Raw genomic sequence first — 19,165 nt, 5'->3', positions numbered from 1 at the left:
CCTTCAATCCTGAAAATCAAATTAATCAGCTCTTACCATCCATAATTACAGGACAATAATGAACAAGGTACCGGAGTCCCTCGATATGGATGCGCTGCGCAGTTTCGTCGCGGGCATTGATGCCGGCAGCTTTGCCCTGGCGGCACAGCATCTGTGTCGGTCTGCCTCGGCCGTGAGTGCGCAGCTTAAGAAACTGGAGCAGCAATGCGGCACGGCGCTGGTGATGAAAAAAGGGCGGCATGTGCAGCTGACCCGCAGCGGTGAACAGCTGATGAGTTACGCCAGACGCCTGCTGTCGCTGAACGATGAGACATTGCGGGCAGTGAAAGGCGAAGCGTTACAGGGCGAAATACGCATCGGGATGCAGGAGGATTTTGGCGAGGCATTGATGCCGGACATTCTCGGCGCGTTCAACCGGCAGCATCCGGAGGTGATGCTGACCGCACGCGTCGACAGAAATCTGCCGCTGCTTACGGCGCTGGCCCGTCATGAGCTGGATCTGGCGCTGCTGTGGCAGGCAGAGCAGCAGGCTGGCACGCAGTTAATTGGTCAGTGTCCGTTAGCCTGGATACAGCATCCGGCGTTTGATCTGGCGGGATATCTGCAGCGCGGCGAGCCGCTGCCGCTGGTGGCATTCGATGCGCCGTGTGTCATGCGATCGCGCGCCATTGAGGCGCTGGATAAGGCAGGTATTCCGTGGCGGGTTGTGTTCACCAGCCACAGTCTTAGCGGGATCTGGGCGGCATTACAGGCCGGGCTGGGCATCACCCTGCGCACCCGCGCCGGGTTGCCGGAGACGCTGGTGATTGAATCACACCGGCTGCCAATGCCCGGCTATCTGGGTATCGCGCTCGCCCGCTCAGATCAGGGTGACGATCCGGCGCGAGCACTCTTGCAGCATCTGATCACGCAAGCCGCCCTGCCCTTTATTCAGCGCTGACTGCTGTCTGAAATGCCCGCTGAACCAGAGACGAACAGTATTCTGCTGAGATGTCGCGGTCGCCGAACAGAATATGAAACATCACCGGCGCCACGACCACATCGATGATGCGATCAACGTCAAAGCCTGATTCGCCGCGTGCCTCGGCCCGACTTTTCAGTGTTTCAAGATGCTGATAGGTAAACCCACAGCATTTCTGGCTCGCCACTTCAGCCTGACTTCCTATCACATCAGCCAGAAGCTCACGACCGACTTTGGACGACATCTCTTCAGCATACTGCTGGATGAACGCGGTAAGATCGCCGGCCGTCGATCCGGTATCTTCCGGTTCTGCAATGGGCCGCATCCGTGCCACGGCCACATCCGCCAGCAACTGGGACAGATCGCCCCAGCGCCGATAGATCGTGGAAGGTGTCACACCCGCCTGTTCGGCGATCATCGGCACTGTAATAGCTGAACGATCAAGCGTTTCAAGCAACCGGTTAACGGTGTTATGCACTTCCGCCTGAATACGTGCGCTGCGCCCACCCTGCCGAATCATCTCCCTCGCCATCTCTTTCTCCCGCTTTTATCAGCCTCAACGTCATGGTTAAAGCAACGAAGTTGCATTAACAGATAGCGGCAGTGTACCGCATCTCAGGCTGAGCAGGCGCTAATGTGTGCTATCGGGCGATTGAGAATCAAGGCTGCAGTTTACTCAGGACAGATTTAACCGGCTCGGCGGTGAGATGTGACGAACGGTTATCTGATGCGCCTATCCATAAAAGACTGACTGCCATGACTGCTGAAATAAAAATTGTACGAATATCCATAAAGCCTCCCGCTGATTAAGGTGGCTAAAGTAATCCACACAGCGGAGTATTAATCGCGGGATAAGAGAGGGTTTAAAGGGACCTGGTGCGAAAAGGTGGCGCAGATTTCGCCACGCCTGAATCACAAACGGGAAAGATCAAACTTATTCGGTAACGATGTTGCCAGCCGCAAGCCAGTCACGTCGTGTGAGGGTGTACATCAGGCTGGGAGGCAACCCCTCAGGATCGTCGACCTTTTTCAAAAAGGTCAGGCCCGCTTTTTCCAGTACCCGCCGCGAAGCCAGATGGTTTTCGCGCGTCACACCCGTAATGATGCTCAGCCCGGCCTCTTCGAATCCGTAGCGAATGGCTCTGCGGGAAAGCTCGGTGGCATACCCTTTTCCCCAGGCAGCAGGCTCAAACCGGTAACCGAGATTATTCGTCTGACGACCGTCAAACTGGCTTCTGAAAACGCCCCCAAAGCCAATGATTTTATCCGGATGGGCTTTCTCAAATATCGTCCAGTCGCCAAAACCCTGTTCCTGATAGCTCTGTAATATGCGCTCTATGGCCTGAATGGCATACGTTCTGTCGGGCCATGGACCTCGCGGGTTAAATTTATGCGTTTCGGGGTCGCCATAAATTCTGAAGAGGTCGTCAAGATCCTCGCGAAGAGTATATCTGTAGAGCAGCCGCTCTGATTCCCAAACCATCCTGCGCTCCTTTTGGGTGCTGAATAAGCAATCTTTACTCTTTATATCAGCAACTTCTCCTGTCACCAACTCTGTTAATACTCTTAACGAACGGTGGCTAATTTCAGTGCACAAGCCGCGGTTTTCGTGCTCATCTGATTGCAGAAAATGGACCTCTCATCAGAGGCTGTCACTACGTTGTGTTGTGCTTCTGATATTGGTAAAGGGTGGAAAGAGGTTGCCGCCCAGGTAATAAGCTGTTTAAGCGGCGGGAAGACAGATTCACCCGGGGCGATTGCCATAAAGGGTGGCGCACGGGTTCTGAATACGCTGCATGGGTGTTAAAGTGCTGCTTAAACTGGCGCGTCGGGTCTGTGTAGTCTCACCTTCAGCGTCATGAGGATCTGAATAGTGAAAGGAAAGTGCAAAAATGGCTGAACAGAGCAGCATTATCACTGAACTTACCGAACTTGAAGGTCTTTACGGCACGGTCGCCCGGCCCTCTGTCGCTAAAGAAACCGATCATATTCATCCCGCCTATCGTCCGTTTATCGCCGCCTCGCCTTTTGTGGCGCTGGCAACGTCGGGGCCTGAGGGACTGGATGTTTCACCGCGCGGCGATCCGGCCGGATTTATCGAAATCGAAGATGACAAGACCCTGTTATTACCCGACAGACGCGGCAATAACCGCATCGACAGCCTGCGCAACATTCTGCATGACAATCGGGTAGCGCTGCTTTTTCTCATCCCTGGCATTGGCGAGACGTTGCGCGTGAACGGCACGGCAGCAATCAGCACCGACCCGGCGCTGCTTGAGCGCTTTGCCATCAACAATCAGCTGCCAAAAACCGTATTGCGCATCACTGTGGAGAGCGTTTTCTTTCAGTGCAGCCGGGCGATTATTCGCTCCGGATTATGGGATGCCGAAACGCAGATCTCACGGCAGTCGTTGCCCAGCACCGGTTCGATTCTCAAACAGATTGCAGAAATTGATGGCGATGCCTACGACAAAGCGCTGCCCGAACGATTGAAGAACTCACTTTACTGATCGCCGTTCAGGGCCAGGAAGCTTCACTTCATCCGGCGTGCCGATGAGTGAAGTACTTATACTTTCGGAACGGAGATCATCGTGCGCCTGCAGTCACGCCTCTAAGCGCAAACAGCGATAGCGTTACGTAAAGCTCTCCAGTATCTGCTTTGCATGCAGGTAGTCGTAAGAGGTCACTTCAATTTTATTATTACTGAGATCGCTGAAATAGACGGACATCGACACGTCGTGGTCACTGACGCTGGGATTTTATTCTTACGGGGTACAGGCATAAGTTCGTTGAAAGATGAGGCTGCCACCCCGAAAGCCACCGTATGGCCTGGTGGCTGAGATTTTCGCAGGAAAAGAGAGAGGGATGCCCTGTTATTTCTTATGACCAGCGGCCCACCCTGTTCAAACCAGAAGTACAGTGAAGGGTCGCGTTCAAAGCCCAGGATCTCGTTGTACCACTTTTCTGCCTGTTCAATATTTTCAACGTAGAGATGGATATGATCGATCTCAGCTATCTTCATCATCTGGCTCCCTGATTGTTATTAACAGTGAGACTCGCCGAAATATTATTGATAAACAACCCGCAAAGCACATAACAACATGAAATTTAGCATGATTCTTTATGGCAGGCAGAGATTACCCTAAAGGCTCCTGCGACAATAATATTGCTTAGCTTGTTTAATTAAAGCCTCACTTATCCTTTTTTAAGCAGACCAGTGCAAACCTTCCTCGTTCCGCTACAGATTCCGATATATCGGAAGCCAGTTGAGTGGCCATGGAAAAGGCTTCATCACATATATTTTCTAATTCTTTAATCAGCATTTCTCCGGCTATACGCCGTACCATCGGTGAGCGGTCAAGTATGGCCATCCTTAAGATATCAATAAAAGGTCTGGAAACGGCTATTGTTTTTTCTTTTAAAACAGGTACACGCCGTCGTACGCCAAAGGCTTTATCAATCCACTTCCATTCCAGCCCCTCGGACCAGATAATTTTGCCTTCGAACAGGCAGCGGTACGCCTTCGCACGCAGTGAGGGCTGAATGGAGGATTCAGCAATCTCAGACAGAAAATTATCTAATACTGACGTGCGTCCTGCTTGGGTAAAGACAGTCGCAGCAGGTCCCGAAGAAGTGCAGATAAGTCTTTTTTTCAGAGAGGCAGTGACGTTCTCCATTGAAATAATGTCTGTCAGTACCTCGTGTTCCTTCTCACCCGCTCTTCCCCATGAGGTCCAATAGGGAAGCGTTATAAACAAGACATCCACGATAATTTCCGGGTCAGAAGCTTCTGCGATTGAGGGCAGTGCTTCACGGGCGGCTTCTCTGACCTGAGGAACCCAATCATTTAACCTTCTGACGGCTAAGGCAAATAAAAAACTGTTGGGTGCGCCAACTGATAATGTTCGTAATGCGCGTTCCCGCCGAAAACCATCTGCATGACATAAGTCCAGCCACCTGAGAGAACACACCTGCTGAATCTCAGCACCTGTCCGTTTATAACCTGATGCATAAAAAGATGAGTCAATCTGCCAGCGTATTAATCGCTCCCAATCATCAAGACTTTTCAATGGCAGTTGTGACGTTGCAGCCACGAAAGCTGATATATCAGGCCGTATTCTCTGATACAAAATATCGAAGGTGAGTGATTTTTTGACTGCTTCAGTAACTTCCTGTTTAAGGCTTTCCTGCAATAGCATGCGCCCTTTTTCCCCAACTTAAACTTATAAAGGTTTGAGCTTATCTATAAAGTCACGGTGGCCCAAAGTCAACGTGCCTCTGCCAGCACATGAACTCCCGTCGGGAGAGGGTCAGTAAATCAGATATCCTGATAACAGGCTTGCCTCTGTCAAAAATCAGACGTAACACCTTGAATAGCTCTTACCGTTACAAACTCTCAGACAAGCCTTCCACCCTCACCGCAATAAACGTTAAAGCAAAGATATTGCATTAAGGCACAGATAGCCGTATACCTTATTAAAAGCTAATACTTTGCATTAAGGTGATTTCATGAACCCCACATTGACGCCTCAGGCTGCTGCCCGCACCACGCTTTTCAGTTTTACCGGTGCGGCGCTGATCTCCGCCACCAGCAGTGCGCCAACGCCGCTCTACCCACTTTATCGCAGCCTGTTCCATTTGACGCCGACCATGCTGACGCTGATCTTTGGCGCCTATGCTTTCGCGTTGCTGGCCGCGCTACTCACGGTGGGTAAAGTGTCCGACTATACCGGCCGCCGCCCGCTGATGCTGCTGGCGCTGGCGATCAATGCGGTCGCGCTGGTGATCTTTATGTCTGCCGGTTCTGCGACGACCTTAATCGCCGCCCGGCTGGTGCAGGGCTTTGCTACCGGTATTGCCTTACCGACCTTTGGTGCCAGCCTGATTGACGCCAGTAAAACCCGTGGGCAACTGCTGAACTCATTCACCGCCTTTCTGGGGATGACGCTGGGCACGCTGGCGGGCGGCATACTGGTCACCTTTGCGCCCTTTCCCACGGTGACGCTTTACGCGCTGCTGCTGATACTGATGCTGGTTGCCATGGCGCTGTTGCCGCTAATACCAGAAACCATTGCGCCTCAGCCGGGTGTTCTGGCCGCACTGCGACCTCAGGTCAGCATACCGCGACGCGCGCTGGGCCCGCTGTTAATGGTGACGCCGGTTAACATCGCAACCTGGATGCTGGGCGGATTTTACCTTTCACTGATGCCCTCAATGGTGGCGAACGCAACCGGCCTGACATCGCCTTTTATCGGCGGCTCGATTGTGGCGACGCTGATGCTGAGCGCAACGGCAGCAGTATTTCTCTTTCGCCCGTTACCGCCTGCGCGGGCATTAGTTATCGGTACGCTGATGCTGATAGCGGGCGTCAGCGTCACTCTTGCGGGCCTTTCTCTGCACAGTGTGGCCTGGCTCTATCTCGGCACTGCCATTGCGGGTCAGGGATTTGGATCGATTTTCTCCAGCGTGCTGAAGATCATTATGCAGTTAGCTGAAAGTCATGAACGCGCCGGACTGTTCTCCGCCTTTTTGATCAAAAGCTATCTCGCCTTTGCCCTGCCTGCGATTGCCGCCGGAATGGCAGCGCCCCATATCGGGCTGAACCAGACCGCCTGGTTCTATGGCATGACTATTATCGTGCTGGCACTGGTGTCGCTGCTGGCGATCAGAGGTCGCGCTTTAGCCGGAGCGGCCAGTTAATAAACCCGCCCGACGCGGCCAGATATCTGCCGCGTCATCCACAAACGGCAATTTTCACTTACACTCAACGGATTAATTTCAGGCGCAGTTGCTGCGTGATCCGTGAGTATGATGTCGAAATCCCATTCTGATGCGGTTTTAGCCCGGTTTTCATCCGCCACACGACGCTGGTTTTCTGCCACCTTTGCTGCACCCACGCCGGTGCAGCAGGCGGCATGGCAGGCGATAGCCAGCGGAGAGCATGCGCTGGTGATCGCCCCGACCGGTTCAGGGAAGACGCTGGCGGCCTTCCTCACCGCCATCGACACGCTGTTTCAGTTCCGAACCGCGCAGCCCTCACCTGCACGTGAAACGACCACCCGCATACTCTATATTTCACCGGTTAAAGCGCTGGCCGCGGACGTACAGCGCAACCTTAATCTGCCGCTGGCAGGCGTTTACGCTGAGCGGCAGGCGCTGAATGAGCCAGAGATCACTCTGAATATCGGAATGCGATCAGGCGATACGCCCAGTGCAGAGCGCGCCAGGCTGGTGCGCCGCCCGCCCGATATCCTGATCACCACACCCGAATCACTGTTTCTGATGCTGACCTCAAAAGCGCGAACGACGCTGCAGGGCGTGACCACGGTCATCGTCGATGAGGTGCATGCGGTGGCGGGATCGAAGCGGGGTTCCCAGCTGGCGCTGAGCCTGGAGAGGCTGGATGCGCTGCTGCCACAGCCCGCCCAGCGTATCGGGCTTTCCGCCACGGTACGACCGGTTGAGCGGGTCGCCGCCTTCCTTGGCGGCTGTCAGCCCGTTCAGGTCGTTAATCCGGCCGCCGATCGGACGCTGCACCTGACCATCGAGGTTCCGGTCGAAGATATGACCGATATCGCCAGCCCCGATGACCTGACCGGTGAAGCCACCTCTGCCAGCGGTTCGATCTGGCCGCACATTGAAGCGCGCATTCTGCAGCAGGTCATGTCCCATCGCGCCACGCTGGTGTTTGTGAATTCGCGTGGCCTGGCGGAAAAGCTGACTGCGCGGCTCAATGCGCGTTATCTGGCGCAGCAGACAACCGCTGGCGAACGGGATGCAGAACCGGACGACAGTGACGATCTTATTGCCCGCTCGCACCACGGGTCCGTCTCGAAGGAGCAGCGAGGCGAGATTGAAGCCGCATTGAAGCTGGGCAGACTGCGCTGCGTAGTGGCGACTTCCAGTCTGGAACTTGGCATTGATATGGGACCGGTGGATCTGGTGATCCAGGTGGGCGCACCGCTTTCAGTCGCCAGCGCACTGCAGCGCGTGGGACGCGCCGGGCATCAGGTTGGCGGTGTATCAACCGGCATCCTGTTTCCGCGCACCCGACGCGATCTGCTGGATTCGGCCGTCATATTGCAGTCGATGCGTGCGGGCCAGCTCGATGCGCTGGCTCCGCCGCGTAACCCGCTCGATATCCTGGCGCAGCAAACCCTGGCGGCCGTCGCAATGGATCCCTTACAGGTCGATGATTGGTATGCGCAGGTCTGTCGGGCCGATCCGTTTCGCACTCTGTCGCGTCGGCTGTTTGATGCCACGCTCGATATGCTGGCGGGTAAGTTTCCCTCAGACGCTTTTGCTCAGCTGCGGCCGCAGCTTGTGTGGGATCGTCAGAGCGGACTGCTGACGCCGCGACCCGGCGCTCAGCATCTGGCCGTGACCAGCGGCGGCACCATTCCCGATCGCGGCATGTTCAGCGTCATCCTGCCGGAAGGCGAAGAGCAGGCTGGCTCACGTCGTGTCGGCGAACTGGATGAAGAGATGGTCTATGAGTCGCGGGTCAATGACATTATTACCCTGGGCGCAACGTCGTGGCGGATTCAGCAGATTACCCACGACCAGGTACTGGTGGTGCCTGCGCCAGGCCGTCCGGCTCGTCTGCCTTTCTGGCGCGGAGAAGGTGTGGGCCGCTCGGCCGAATCGGGTGCCAGCCTCGGGCTGTTTCTGCGTCATCTGAGTGCGGCTTCACCGGTAGACGCGCAGGAGCAGTTGCGCGCGCTGGGGCTGGATGCCCGCGCAGTCACGAATCTGCTGGCTTTGCTGGCTGAACAACGCGCCGTCACCAGCGTACTGCCGGACGATCGCACGTTGCTGATTGAACGCTGCCGTGACGAAATCGGCGACTGGCGGATGATCCTGCATTCGCCCTGGGGAAAGCGGGTCAATGCGCCCTGGGCGCTGGCGATTGCCGCCCGAATCCAGCAACGCCTGGGCATTGATGCTTCTGTTGCGGCCAGCGATGACGGCATCGTGGCCCGCTTTCCCACCAGTGAGGGAGTATTACCCGGCGCTGACCTGTTTATGTTCGACGCCGACCAGTTGACCCGGGAGGTCACTGAGAGTGTCGGTCAGTCGGCGCTGTTTGCCGCCCGCTTCCGTGAATGTGCCTCACGCGCTCTGCTGCTGCCGAGGCGTAATCCGGGCAAACGTTCGCCGCTCTGGCAGCAGCGGCTGCGCGCTGGTCAGTTGCTGGAAGTTGCACGACAGTATGACGATTTCCCCATCCTTATCGAAACCGCACGCGAATGTCTTCAGGATGTCTACGATCTGCCTGCCCTGCACCAGCTGATGGAACAGATGGTACAGGGAAAGGTAAAGCTGGTCGAGGTGACGACCGAACAGCCCTCCCCTTTTGCCGCGCCGCTGCTGTTTGGCTATGTTGCAGAGTTTATTTACGCCAGCGACGCCCCCCAGGCAGAACGGCGCGCCTCACTGCTGGCGCTCGACAGTAATCTGCTGGGTGAGCTACTCGGCCAGACCAGCAAGCGTGATTTGCTGGCACCTGACGTCGTTGAGCAGGTTGAACAGGAACTGCAGCGCATTGATTCCCGCTATCAGGCGCAGCACACCGAAGGCATTATCGATCTGCTGCGCGATCTTGGCCCGCTCCCGGTTGCCGGTATTGCGGCACGTTTCAGTGGCAACGCCCAGCAGATCGCGGAAGCCATAACGCAGTTCGCGGCCGCGCAGCGAATGATTACGGTCACCCTCGCTGGTGAAGAGCGCTGGGCGATCATTGAAGATGCAGCCCGCCTGCGCGATGCACTGGCCGTTGTACTGCCTGACGATCTGCCCGAAACATTTCTGGAGCCGCAGGCCGATCCGCTACGCGATCTCATTAACCGCTACGCCCGAACCCATACCCTGTTCACTGCCCGACAGCTGGCCACGTATTTTGGTCTGGGTATCGCCATTGTGAATGAGGTGCTGCTCTCCCTGCATCAGCAGGGCAACCTGCTCAATATGGGTTCGCCAGAGGGCGCATCGGATACGGAGTGGGTTTCCACAGAGATCTTCAAACGGTTACGCTTACGTTCACTGCAATCAGCACGTGAAGCAACCCGGCCTGTTCCACCTGCCGCCTGGATCAACCTGCTGCTGGAGCGTCACGGTGTGCTTAACACGCAGCGTGAAGAGCATCAGGGGGTTAGCAGGCTGTTACGTGTGATTGAGCAACTTGCGGGCGTGCCGCTACCGGCCTCGCTGTGGGAGTCACAAATCCTGCGCGCCAGGATAGCCGACTATCAGCCCGCGATGCTCGATGAACTGTTAGCCAGTGGCGAGGTTACCTGGTGCGGACACAAAGCGCTGGGTCAGAATGATGGGTTGATCTCGCTGCACCTCACGGAATATGCCGCTGAAACACTGCCGGTGATTGACACTACGCAGCCTCTGACGCCGATTCAGCAGGCGACTCTCGACGCCCTTAGCCGGGGTGGCTCGTGGTTTGTTCATGAGATCATGGCACAGATGGACGAGGCAGAGACGCAAACCACCGACGTTTATGCTGCCCTGTGGCAACTGGTGTGGCAAGGCTATGTCACTGCCGATAGCTGGATTGCGGTGCGTGGGCTGCTGACCACGCCAGGCGCCCCCCGTTCACGTCCCGCGCGTTCCCTGCGCACCCGTTTTGGTCAGCGCTTCACCCCGGGCGCACTTTCTGCACGCCGACCGGCGGTCAACACGCTGGCTGGTCGCTGGTCGCGGGTTAACCGACAGGAGGTTGCTCCTGCCCGGCTGGCCCTGTCGCTGGTGGAAAATCTTCTCGACCGTTATGGGGTGATCAGCCGGGGTAGCGCGATATCGGAGCAGATCCCGGGAGGATTCCCGGCGTTACAGCCGGTATTACGCAGCATGGAAGATGCCGGACGGCTGCTGCGTGGCCGGTTTGCCGCTGGTGCGGGCGGCGCGCAGTTTGCCGACCATAACACCATTGAGCGGCTGCGGGAGCTGGCAGAAAAGCCGCTGACCGCGACAGAGGCTGTGGCGCTGGCCGCACCGGACCCGGCAAATCCGTTTGGCGCGTTACTGAGCTGGCCGCTCCACGCCAGCGGCATCCGCCCGACCCGCCGTCAGGGGGGACGCGTGGTGATTGCAGGCGGCGCGCTGGTGCTTTATCTGACGCCGGGAGGCAAAGAGTTGCTGACATTCATCGACGATCCCGCGCTGCAGCAGATCGCGGTGGCGGCGCTGGGCCTGGCACTGAAGCGTGAAAAGCCCGCGAGTTTCACGCTGGAGAAGGTAGATGGTGAACCGGTTTCGCAGTCACCGCTGCTTAACGCGTTGCGACATGCCGGATTTTCACGGGTACCACAGGGGTTTAGCTGGTATAGCTGAGTTGTTTTCGCGCCCGTTTTTTTCGCGGACAAAGTCGATAAATGCCTGAAGCGGAGCGGGGATCAGGCGGCGATCGTTGTAGTAGAGCCACGGACCGGAGAAAGTCAGCCACCAGGGTTGCAGCAGCGGTTCCAGCCTGCCGCTGTCAAGGGCTGGCCTGAGCCACTCGTCAAACAGATATATCACGCCGCTTCCGGCGATGGCCGCCTCCACCGCCAGATCCATTGCGCCACCGACCGAAACCACCAGCGGCCCGCTGGTTTCAACGCTGATCTCTTCGCCCTCGTGGCTGAAGGTCCAGTCAGCCATGATGCCGCTGGCATAACGGCCACGCAGACAGCGATGATGGATCAGGTCGCGCGGATGTTCCGGTCGGCCATGTTCTGCCAGATAAGCCGGAGAAGCCGCCAGCGCGAACCGTTGCTGTCTGGGGCCAATGGGCATCGCCACCATATCCTGCTCCAGCCGCTCATCATAACGAATTCCGGCGTCACAACCGTCTCGAAAGACATCCTGCACGCTGCTCTCCGCCACAATTTCCAGCCGGATGTCGGGATAACGCTGCAAAAATTCCGGCACCAGCGCGGGCAGCACCAGCCGGGTTGCACTGACCGGCACATTCAGCCGCAGCGTGCCACCAGGGGTGTTACGGTAGCGATTAACCGCATCCAGCGCGGCGTTAACTTCATTGATCGCGGGCAGCAGACGTTCCATCAGCGCCCTGCCCGCTTCGGTTAACACCACGGTGCGGGTGGTGCGGTGAAACAGACGAATGCCCAGCTGTTGTTCCGCCCGTCGTACCGCATCGCTCAGGCGTGACGCATTGCTGCCGGTGACGCGTGCCGCTTCCCTAAACCCTCCCGCTTTTGCCACCGCCACGACGGCATCCAGCAGCGCCATATCGATCGCCATTGTGCATCACCCCGTACAGTCTGTCCTGATTTCACCGGATAGTTGCACAGCTGAATCACCGTTACAATTGATCTACATTCACGCAGGAGGTTTTCATGTCAAACACCACCATGACTTTTACGTTAGGCGATCGTGATGTTAACCGTATTGGCTACGGCGCAATGCAACTGGCCGGGCCGGGCGTGTTCGGCCCGGTAAAAGATGAAGCCCGGGCAATCCATGTTTTGCGCGACGCTGTCGCGGCAGGCGTTAATCATATCGACACCAGCGATTTTTACGGTCCGCACGAAACCAACCAGCTGATTAAAAAGGCGCTACATCCCTACCCGCAGGATCTCTGCATCGTCACCAAAGTGGGTGCCCGACGCGACGCCAAAGGCGGCTGGCTGGCGGCGATGGAGCCAGAGGCGCTGACGCAGGCAGTTGAAGATAACCTGCGCAACCTGGGGCTGGATGTGATTGAAGTGGTGAACCTGCGCAGTATGTTGCATCCGGCCAGGCCCAAAGAAGGCTCTCTGAAGCCACAACTGGAGGCGCTGATGGCGTTACAGGCACGCGGACTGATTCGCCATATTGGCCTGAGTAACGTTACCGCCACGCAGATCGCAGAAGCTCAGGCGATGACGCCGATTGTCTGCGTGCAGAATATGTATAACCTGGCGCATCGACAGGATGATGAGCTGGTGGATCAGCTGGCGCAGCAGGGAATTGCGTATGTGCCGTTCTTCCCGCTGGGCGGCTTCTCTCCGTTGCAGTCGGATCAGCTTAATGAAGTGGCTGCATCCCTGAATGCCACGCCGATGCAGGTCGCACTCGCATGGCTGCTGCGGCGATCGCCAAATATTCTGCTGATTCCAGGCACCTCTTCCCCGGAACATCTTAAAGAGAATCTTACCAGCGGCAGCCTGGAACTGTCGGATGAGGTGATGGAAAAGCTGAACACTATTTAACATCAGGCCCGCACGATGCGGACCTGATGCTGTACTGATTCAGAAACTGCTGAGGCAGGCCGCAAGTTGCGGCTTGTCGCTACAACTGATGTGGTGATCGATTCGGTTAATCATATAAGGATAAAACGGGTTAGAGGTGGCGCGCATAATTGAGTCCAGCCCGACAATCAGCACTGCACTCTCGCCGCGCAGTGACAACGTCCCAAAACTGATACCAAACTCATTCTTCTGCGCGGGCGCACTGCCATATAACCCATCCTCGGCCGGGAACGGAATCGCAACGTGCGACAGCGAGTAGAGACCCGCAGGATAGGCAATTGCCAGCGGCTGAATCCGTTCCTGCATCTCTCCCACGGGAATGCTTTTTGTCACCATTTCCAGTGAGGTAGCGGAGGCATTGGTGATCACCGTGGATGAGAAATTCCGACGCGCCGCAGGCAACAGCTGATTAACCGCGGTATATGAGGAGTGGCGGAATAACGGACTGACGCTGACCGCCTGATTGATATCGAACAGCACCAGTTCGCTGCCGTTCACTGGCAGATAATTATAGAGCGAGCGGATGACCGAAGGCGTACTGACGGTGGAATCCATGACCGACTGAAAGGTCAGCACGGGCGGGAAACCGGAGAGCTGCTGATTACGCGCATATTGCAGGATCTCTTTCTGCAGCGCCTGCGTTAGCAAATAGGTCTGCCGGGCAGCGTGAACCGGAAAAGAGTTGTATTTAAACGGATTAAACTCCGGCACGATATTCAGCCAGGCCGTTTTCGAAAAGGCAGGGAAAACAGAGGGCAACCCGGCAACACCTGCGAACCGGGCAAAGCGAGTCACACCGATCATCGGCGATAACAGAATCAATTGCTGCGGACGACGCAGCGTGTGATCGCCCAGGCTGTCGAGCGCATATTTTACCGCCAGCGCCCCGCCGTTCGAGAAACCCACCAGATGCAGCGGCGGCTGCGTGCCCGCCAGCCGGGTCGCTTCCCGCACCGCCAGGCGTGTGGCGGCCATCCAGTCCTGCCAGTCAACATCGGTCAGACCCGCAGGCACCGTACCGTGACCCGGTAACCGTATCGCCACTGCCACATAACCCTGCTGACGGTAAGCCTCTGCCACATGCCGCAGACTGTAAGGACTGTCGGTCAGTCCATGTAACAGCACTACCGCACCGCGCGGCCTGCCCGTCGGTTGCAGAATATAGGAACGGTTCCAGTCCTGCGCGAAATGCCCCGGATAGATCATGCTGCTGGCATAGTATCGGTTGAGTGGCGTTTTTTCTTCCGCATCCAGTCGGTCGCTGACCTGCTGCTTCATCTCGTCGAACAGATGATTTTCGGCCTTGAGGTAGTCGGCATAGGTCACATTATCAAGCTGTTCTACTGTCAGTTCATGCGGGACCCAGGTGTGCCAGCGATGTAACTCCGGCCCGCGCTCCGCTTCATAGATTCGAATAATCAGTAGCAGCAGTAACAGTACTCCAGACGCAATCGCAAGGCGCCAGAGCCTGCGGGTGACGGTTTTCCACCTCCGGGTCATAAATCCTTTCCTGAAAAATTAAAATGCATAGCGAAACCACGCGAACAGCACGTTGCCATTATTGTACGTGCCCGGAATATAGGTGAACTGTACATTCAGCGCCTTATAACCGGCAGAAAACAGCGGCAGAATAATCGGTAGCGGAATATAGTTACCAAAATCTTCGCGTGCGGTGATGCCGGCGGTTAATCCCGCGCCAAGACGAAAGTCCTGATTCGAACCTGGATACCAGCCCTTTTCCCAGCCATAGCCGACAATCGGCTGCCACTCATTGTGTGAGTCTTTGAAAGCCATTGCATAAAGCGCGCTCCAGTTGCCGCTGTCGCTGTAGCGGGAAATGCCCAGACCGCCTCCCCAGGGATTCTCGTTATAGTTATCGGTTTTTTCTTTGTCGTACATAAAGCGGGCGTGCCAGCTGATAAATGGCAGGTAGAGATCGGTATGCTGAGGCGCGTTCCAGGTCTGCGCAACATCGTCAGTGAATCCATTCCACCAGGAGGAGATTGGTGTGTTTTCAGCATGCAATGGCGCAGCAGTCAGCAATGCGGCAAAAACTGCCGTCGTGGTTGAAATTTTCATAGTGCGTACCGGTCAGCGTGCGGAGCAGATGAAAAATGAGTATAGCGCAGAGCCTGAGGCAATCTTTGTCAGCGGTCATGCTTCGCTTAACCGGGGATTTCTGAAGACAATAACGACAGTTCATTAAGTCAGTTTCTGGCGATTTCAGCCTGAAATCGCCAGAACTGTTTGAAAATTAATCGAGGGAAAATTGCTGATTACAGTGAATGTTGTCTGATGGTACTTAGTGAGGATAAGGACGGGGAAATGCGGTGCAACGGTTAGTAAGAAGATAAGGAGGTAACAAGATAAGGCGATAAGAAGGTAAAACCGGATTCAGCCGGTGGGCTGAATCCGGTGGGAGACTCAGGAGGCTTCAGCCTCTTTTGGCTTTTCACCAAACTTCTCTTTCATGTGTGACTCAATCTCTTCCAGGCTTTTGCCCCGCGTCTCTGGCACCATCGCCATCACGAAGATCAGCGACCCGACGTTAATCGCGGCAAAGATAAAGAAGGTGGTGCTGCCGGCATATTCCATTATCGGTGGAAAACCAAAGGCGACTATCGCGTTAAAGATCCACTGTAGTGAGACAGCGCCGCCGGTTAACACGCCGCGCAACTGCATCGGGAACAGTTCCGACATCATCAGCCAGTAGACCGGGGAGATGCACATCTGCATGCAGAACAGGAACAGCAGAATACAGGCCAGGGCGAGGTAGCTCTGCATCAGGCTGGGAGCGATAAAGGTCATCACGCTGCCCAGCATAATCTGCGAAGCTACCACCAGACACAGGCCGGTAATCAGCATCGTCCGGCGCGGGAAGCGACTAACCGCCCAGATACCTACAATCGCCGCCACCACTGAGACCACGCCGTTACCGATGGTCGCGGCAATCGAGGCGCTGGTGCCAAGTCCGGTCTGTTTAAGGATGATCGGGGTGTAATACATAAAACCATTTACCCCGGTGAACTGGGCAACAAAGCCCAGACCGACGCCGATAACCATCAGGCGAATCACCCACTTCTCACGGATCAGGGTTTTCGCATCCGGCCCACGTTCCGCCGCTCTCGCCTGCTTCTTCATCTGCGCCATCTCATGGCGCACTTCACGCGGCGTTTCACGCAGATATTTCAGGATCTTTTTAGCCTCTTTCAGACGCCCTTCCGCGACCAGCCAGTGTGGTGAGGCGGGAACGAAGAACGTGCCGATAAACAGCAAAAGACCCGGCACCATGGCAATTGCCAGCATGTAGCGCCACAGGTGCTCATCATGCAGCAGATAGCTCAGCAGCGTACTGGCAACATAAGCAATGAGCTGTCCGGTAACGATCATCAGCTCATTGCGGCTGACCAGCGGCGCACGCAGGCGCGGTCCGGCAATTTCGGCGATAAACACCGGCACGGTAGAGGAACCGCCGCCGACAGCAATCCCCAGCAGGAAGCGCATTGCCACCATGACGTTGACAGAAGGCGCCAGCGCTGTTCCCAGTGAACCCAGCACAAAAATAACCGCCAGGCTGCGTAGTGTAATACGCCGGCCAAACCGGTCAGAGAAGAAACCACTCAGGAAAGAGCCTATCGCGGCACCGAACACCAGCGAAGAGGCTACCAGCCCTTCAGTGAATGAATTCAGTCCAAGTCCACCCTGATCGGGTGGTGAGGTCATGTAGGGTAACGCACCCGAGATTATCCCGGTGTCATAACCAAAAGCCAGCGCGCCCATAGTGGCAACCAGTACCACTAAAAAAATACGCTGGCGTACCGTATCCGCAGGCGCGTGATCGCCCGCTTCACCAGAGTCTGGTGTATTCGTACTCATAATATCCCTGCCATTAATTAGTTAAACATCCGTTTGATTAAATTTCATACGGAATAGAAATGGAACATATTTACCGAGTGGGTAAAGAAGTGTAGACGGTATTTAAAAGTTAGCTTTAGCAATGCGATTTTTATAACAGGGATAGTTAACCGGATAAATAAACCAGCGCAATAATGACGTCGTGAAAGTTATTTTAACATTAGGTTAACACTTTCAGTTCCTGCTGGATCCAGCTCAGGAAATGCGCGACGCGGGGAAACTGGGCAAATCCACGCGGGAAGACCAGATGATGGGCGCTGACGGGCAGACTCTCCTGTTCGGACAAGACTCTGACCAGTTTTCCACTGCGCAGATAATCCTCCGCCAGCAATTCACTTTCAAATATAAGACCGTGGCCTAACATCGCCGCCTCAAGACTCATATAAGAGCGATCAAAGCGAAATAACCACTCTTTATCTGGCTGAGGTAATTGCTGAGAAGCAAACCACTGCGGCCACTGAATAAGCGGCGACTCCGATAATATCAGCGCATGATGAATTAAATCAGCGGCCTGATTAACAGGATGTTTTTTCAGATACTCAGGCGAGGCCAGCACCGACATTCTTTCGTGGCGGATCGTTTTAATCTCGAATGAGTTCCAGTCCGGGAATCCATGGCGTATCGCAATATCAATATTGTCGCGGCTGAAAGATAAATTCTCGTAAGAGCAGGAGAGCGTGAGCTGGAACTCGGGATAGCTGTCGCGAAATTTATGGATGCGCGGCAACAGCCACAGCAGACCGAAACTGGGCGCGCAGTGGATCCTGAGGTTGCTGCGGGCTTTCTCGTTACTGATGCGTGCAGTCGCCTGCGTCAGACTCAGCAGTATCGGACCAATCTCCCTGAGGTAATGCTCACCCGACAGCGTCAGCACTACGCCCTTTGCCGAACGATTAAACAGAATACAGCCCAGTTCACGCTCCAGTTTTGCCAGCTGATGACTGGCCGCCGAAGGCGTAATACTTAATTCCTCGGCCGCACGCGCGACATTACCAAAATGGGCCACCTGCTCAAAAACCCGCAGTGATTTAATCGAAGGTAAGTGATCAGACTGCTTTTCCATCCGCCTCTCCACACTGGAATTTTGTGATGTGTGCCCATTTTTAAATCGCAGAATTGTTAACTGCATCAAACCAACAAATTCATTCAGCATCAAATGAATTTTTTTGCATTGCCAATATTAGCCGCTTTATCAATTCTGATCGTGACCCTGCCGGTAGCGATACCGAACCACTAATAATTATTTTTCTGGAGTGGACAATGTTACTCGAAAATAAAGTTGCGATTATTACAGGTGCCGCCTCTCAGCGCGGCATTGGCCGGGCAACAGCCGCCTGTTTTGCTCAGCATGGCGCGCGCGTGGTAGTGCTCGATTTAGATCTGCAGGCCGCCCAGGCCAGCGCACTGTCTTGTGGTGACGGGCATCTCGGCCTGGCCACAGATGTGACCGATCCCCTCTCTGTTCGTCGTGCCATCGACCAGGTTCTTGAGCACTTCGGCCGTATTGATGTGCTGGTCAACAATGCAGGTATTACTCAGCCGGTTAAAACACTGGAAATCGGCATCGAGGATTACAACCGTATTCTTGATGTCAATCTGCGCGGCACGCTGCTGATGTCTCAGGCGGTGATCCCCACCATGCAGCAGCAGAAAGGCGGCAGCATCATCTGCCTGTCCTCGGTCTCAGCACAGCGCGGCGGCGGGATTTTCGGTGGCCCGCACTACAGTGCCGCTAAAGCGGGCGTTCTGGGCCTGACTAAAGCGATGGCGCGCGAATTTGGCCCTGACCAGATACGCATTAATGCCCTGACGCCCGGTCTGATCCAGACGGACATCACTGGTGGCCTGTTACAGGATGAACGCCGCCACGCCATTCTCGACGGAATTCCGCTCGGCCGCCTTGGGTCCGCCAGTGACGTCGCCAACGCTGCGCTGTTTCTCGCCAGCGATCTCTCCGGTTATCTCACCGGCATCACGCTGGATGTGAACGGCGGCATGCTGATCCATTAAATAGCGCCCTTCCCTGCCCGCACGCCTGGCGGGCTAA

At 55.7% G+C, this 19,165-nt stretch carries 15 protein-coding genes and 1 pseudogene; 6 read left to right on the top strand and 10 right to left on the bottom strand.

Going from position 1 to position 19,165, the window contains the following annotated elements; translation table 11 throughout:
- The first annotated feature begins 58 nt into the window (after window positions 1-58).
- A complete protein-coding gene (locus tag OK412_RS05735; RefSeq protein WP_033779946.1) occupies window positions 59-940 on the top strand; it encodes a LysR substrate-binding domain-containing protein in 882 nt (293 codons plus the stop codon).
- Here OK412_RS05735 and OK412_RS05730 read toward each other — a convergent pair.
- The 3 genes from OK412_RS05730 to OK412_RS05720 form a co-directional block, all read right to left on the bottom strand.
- Window positions 927-1,493 carry a TetR/AcrR family transcriptional regulator gene (locus OK412_RS05730; RefSeq protein ID WP_033773604.1) on the bottom strand — a complete coding sequence of 189 codons (567 nt, stop codon included), beginning with the start codon at window positions 1,491-1,493 and terminating at the stop codon, window positions 927-929. The genes OK412_RS05735 and OK412_RS05730 overlap by 14 nt on opposite strands.
- A 127-nt stretch (window positions 1,494-1,620) precedes the next feature.
- Complete coding sequence (locus OK412_RS05725) at window positions 1,621-1,752, bottom strand: hypothetical protein (RefSeq protein WP_010670579.1); 132 nt, start codon at window positions 1,750-1,752, stop codon at window positions 1,621-1,623.
- Window positions 1,753-1,895: 143 nt separating this feature from the next.
- Complete coding sequence (locus tag OK412_RS05720) at window positions 1,896-2,444, bottom strand: GNAT family N-acetyltransferase (protein ID WP_010670580.1); 549 nt, start codon at window positions 2,442-2,444, stop codon at window positions 1,896-1,898.
- Between the two features lie 409 nt (window positions 2,445-2,853).
- On the opposite strand from OK412_RS05720, the gene OK412_RS05715 reads away from it, so the two are divergent.
- A complete protein-coding gene (locus OK412_RS05715; protein WP_033787202.1) occupies window positions 2,854-3,471 on the top strand; it encodes a pyridoxamine 5'-phosphate oxidase family protein in 618 nt (205 codons plus the stop codon).
- A 123-nt stretch (window positions 3,472-3,594) separates the two neighbouring features.
- Here OK412_RS05715 and OK412_RS05710 read toward each other — a convergent pair.
- Window positions 3,595-3,983, bottom strand: a pseudogene (locus OK412_RS05710) (VOC family protein).
- A 169-nt stretch (window positions 3,984-4,152) separates the two neighbouring features.
- A complete protein-coding gene (locus OK412_RS05705) occupies window positions 4,153-5,160 on the bottom strand; it encodes a hypothetical protein (protein ID WP_033768755.1) in 1,008 nt (335 codons plus the stop codon).
- 310 nt (window positions 5,161-5,470) lie between these two features.
- On the opposite strand from OK412_RS05705, the gene OK412_RS05700 reads away from it, so the two are divergent.
- Window positions 5,471-6,661: an MFS transporter gene (locus tag OK412_RS05700; RefSeq protein WP_264352832.1), complete on the top strand. Its 1,191-nt coding sequence runs from the start codon at window positions 5,471-5,473 to the stop codon at window positions 6,659-6,661.
- A gap of 108 nt (window positions 6,662-6,769) precedes the next feature.
- Window positions 6,770-11,302, top strand: coding sequence for an ATP-dependent helicase (locus OK412_RS05695; RefSeq protein WP_264352831.1), 4,533 nt, complete (start codon window positions 6,770-6,772; stop codon window positions 11,300-11,302).
- Here OK412_RS05695 and OK412_RS05690 read toward each other — a convergent pair.
- Window positions 11,267-12,214 (bottom strand): LysR family transcriptional regulator, encoded by a 948-nt coding sequence (locus OK412_RS05690; RefSeq protein WP_062759009.1) that lies wholly within the window; start codon window positions 12,212-12,214, stop codon window positions 11,267-11,269. The genes OK412_RS05695 and OK412_RS05690 overlap by 36 nt on opposite strands.
- Before the next feature lie 95 nt (window positions 12,215-12,309).
- Between OK412_RS05690 and OK412_RS05685 the strand changes: the two genes are divergently transcribed.
- Entirely contained in the window at window positions 12,310-13,164 is an 855-nt protein-coding gene (locus tag OK412_RS05685) for an aldo/keto reductase family oxidoreductase (protein WP_264352830.1), read from the top strand.
- A 39-nt stretch (window positions 13,165-13,203) separates the two neighbouring features.
- Here the strand turns inward: OK412_RS05685 and OK412_RS05680 are convergent, their stop codons facing one another.
- The 4 genes from OK412_RS05680 to OK412_RS05665 all read right to left on the bottom strand — a co-directional run bounded on the left by OK412_RS05680 (window position 13,204) and on the right by OK412_RS05665 (window position 18,181).
- A complete protein-coding gene (locus OK412_RS05680; RefSeq protein ID WP_264352829.1) occupies window positions 13,204-14,703 on the bottom strand; it encodes an alpha/beta fold hydrolase in 1,500 nt (499 codons plus the stop codon).
- Between the two features lie 18 nt (window positions 14,704-14,721).
- Window positions 14,722-15,282, bottom strand: a complete 561-nt coding sequence (gene pagP, locus OK412_RS05675; protein ID WP_010246837.1) for a lipid IV(A) palmitoyltransferase PagP — start codon at window positions 15,280-15,282, stop codon at window positions 14,722-14,724.
- A gap of 345 nt (window positions 15,283-15,627) precedes the next feature.
- Window positions 15,628-17,079 (bottom strand): sugar porter family MFS transporter, encoded by a 1,452-nt coding sequence (locus OK412_RS05670; protein WP_022624569.1) that lies wholly within the window; start codon window positions 17,077-17,079, stop codon window positions 15,628-15,630.
- A gap of 199 nt (window positions 17,080-17,278) precedes the next feature.
- Window positions 17,279-18,181: a LysR substrate-binding domain-containing protein gene (locus OK412_RS05665; RefSeq protein ID WP_010246833.1), complete on the bottom strand. Its 903-nt coding sequence runs from the start codon at window positions 18,179-18,181 to the stop codon at window positions 17,279-17,281.
- Window positions 18,182-18,378: 197 nt separating this feature from the next.
- Between OK412_RS05665 and OK412_RS05660 the strand changes: the two genes are divergently transcribed.
- Entirely contained in the window at window positions 18,379-19,128 is a 750-nt protein-coding gene (locus OK412_RS05660) for an SDR family NAD(P)-dependent oxidoreductase (RefSeq protein WP_045139970.1), read from the top strand.
- The last annotated feature ends 37 nt before the right edge of the window (window positions 19,129-19,165 follow it).

Source organism: Pantoea sp. JV6, from assembly GCF_025910055.1.
GTDB lineage: Bacteria > Pseudomonadota > Gammaproteobacteria > Enterobacterales > Enterobacteriaceae > Pantoea > Pantoea agglomerans.
Note: the sequence above shows the minus strand (reverse complement) of the source record. Positions and strands in the feature narration are given on the sequence as shown.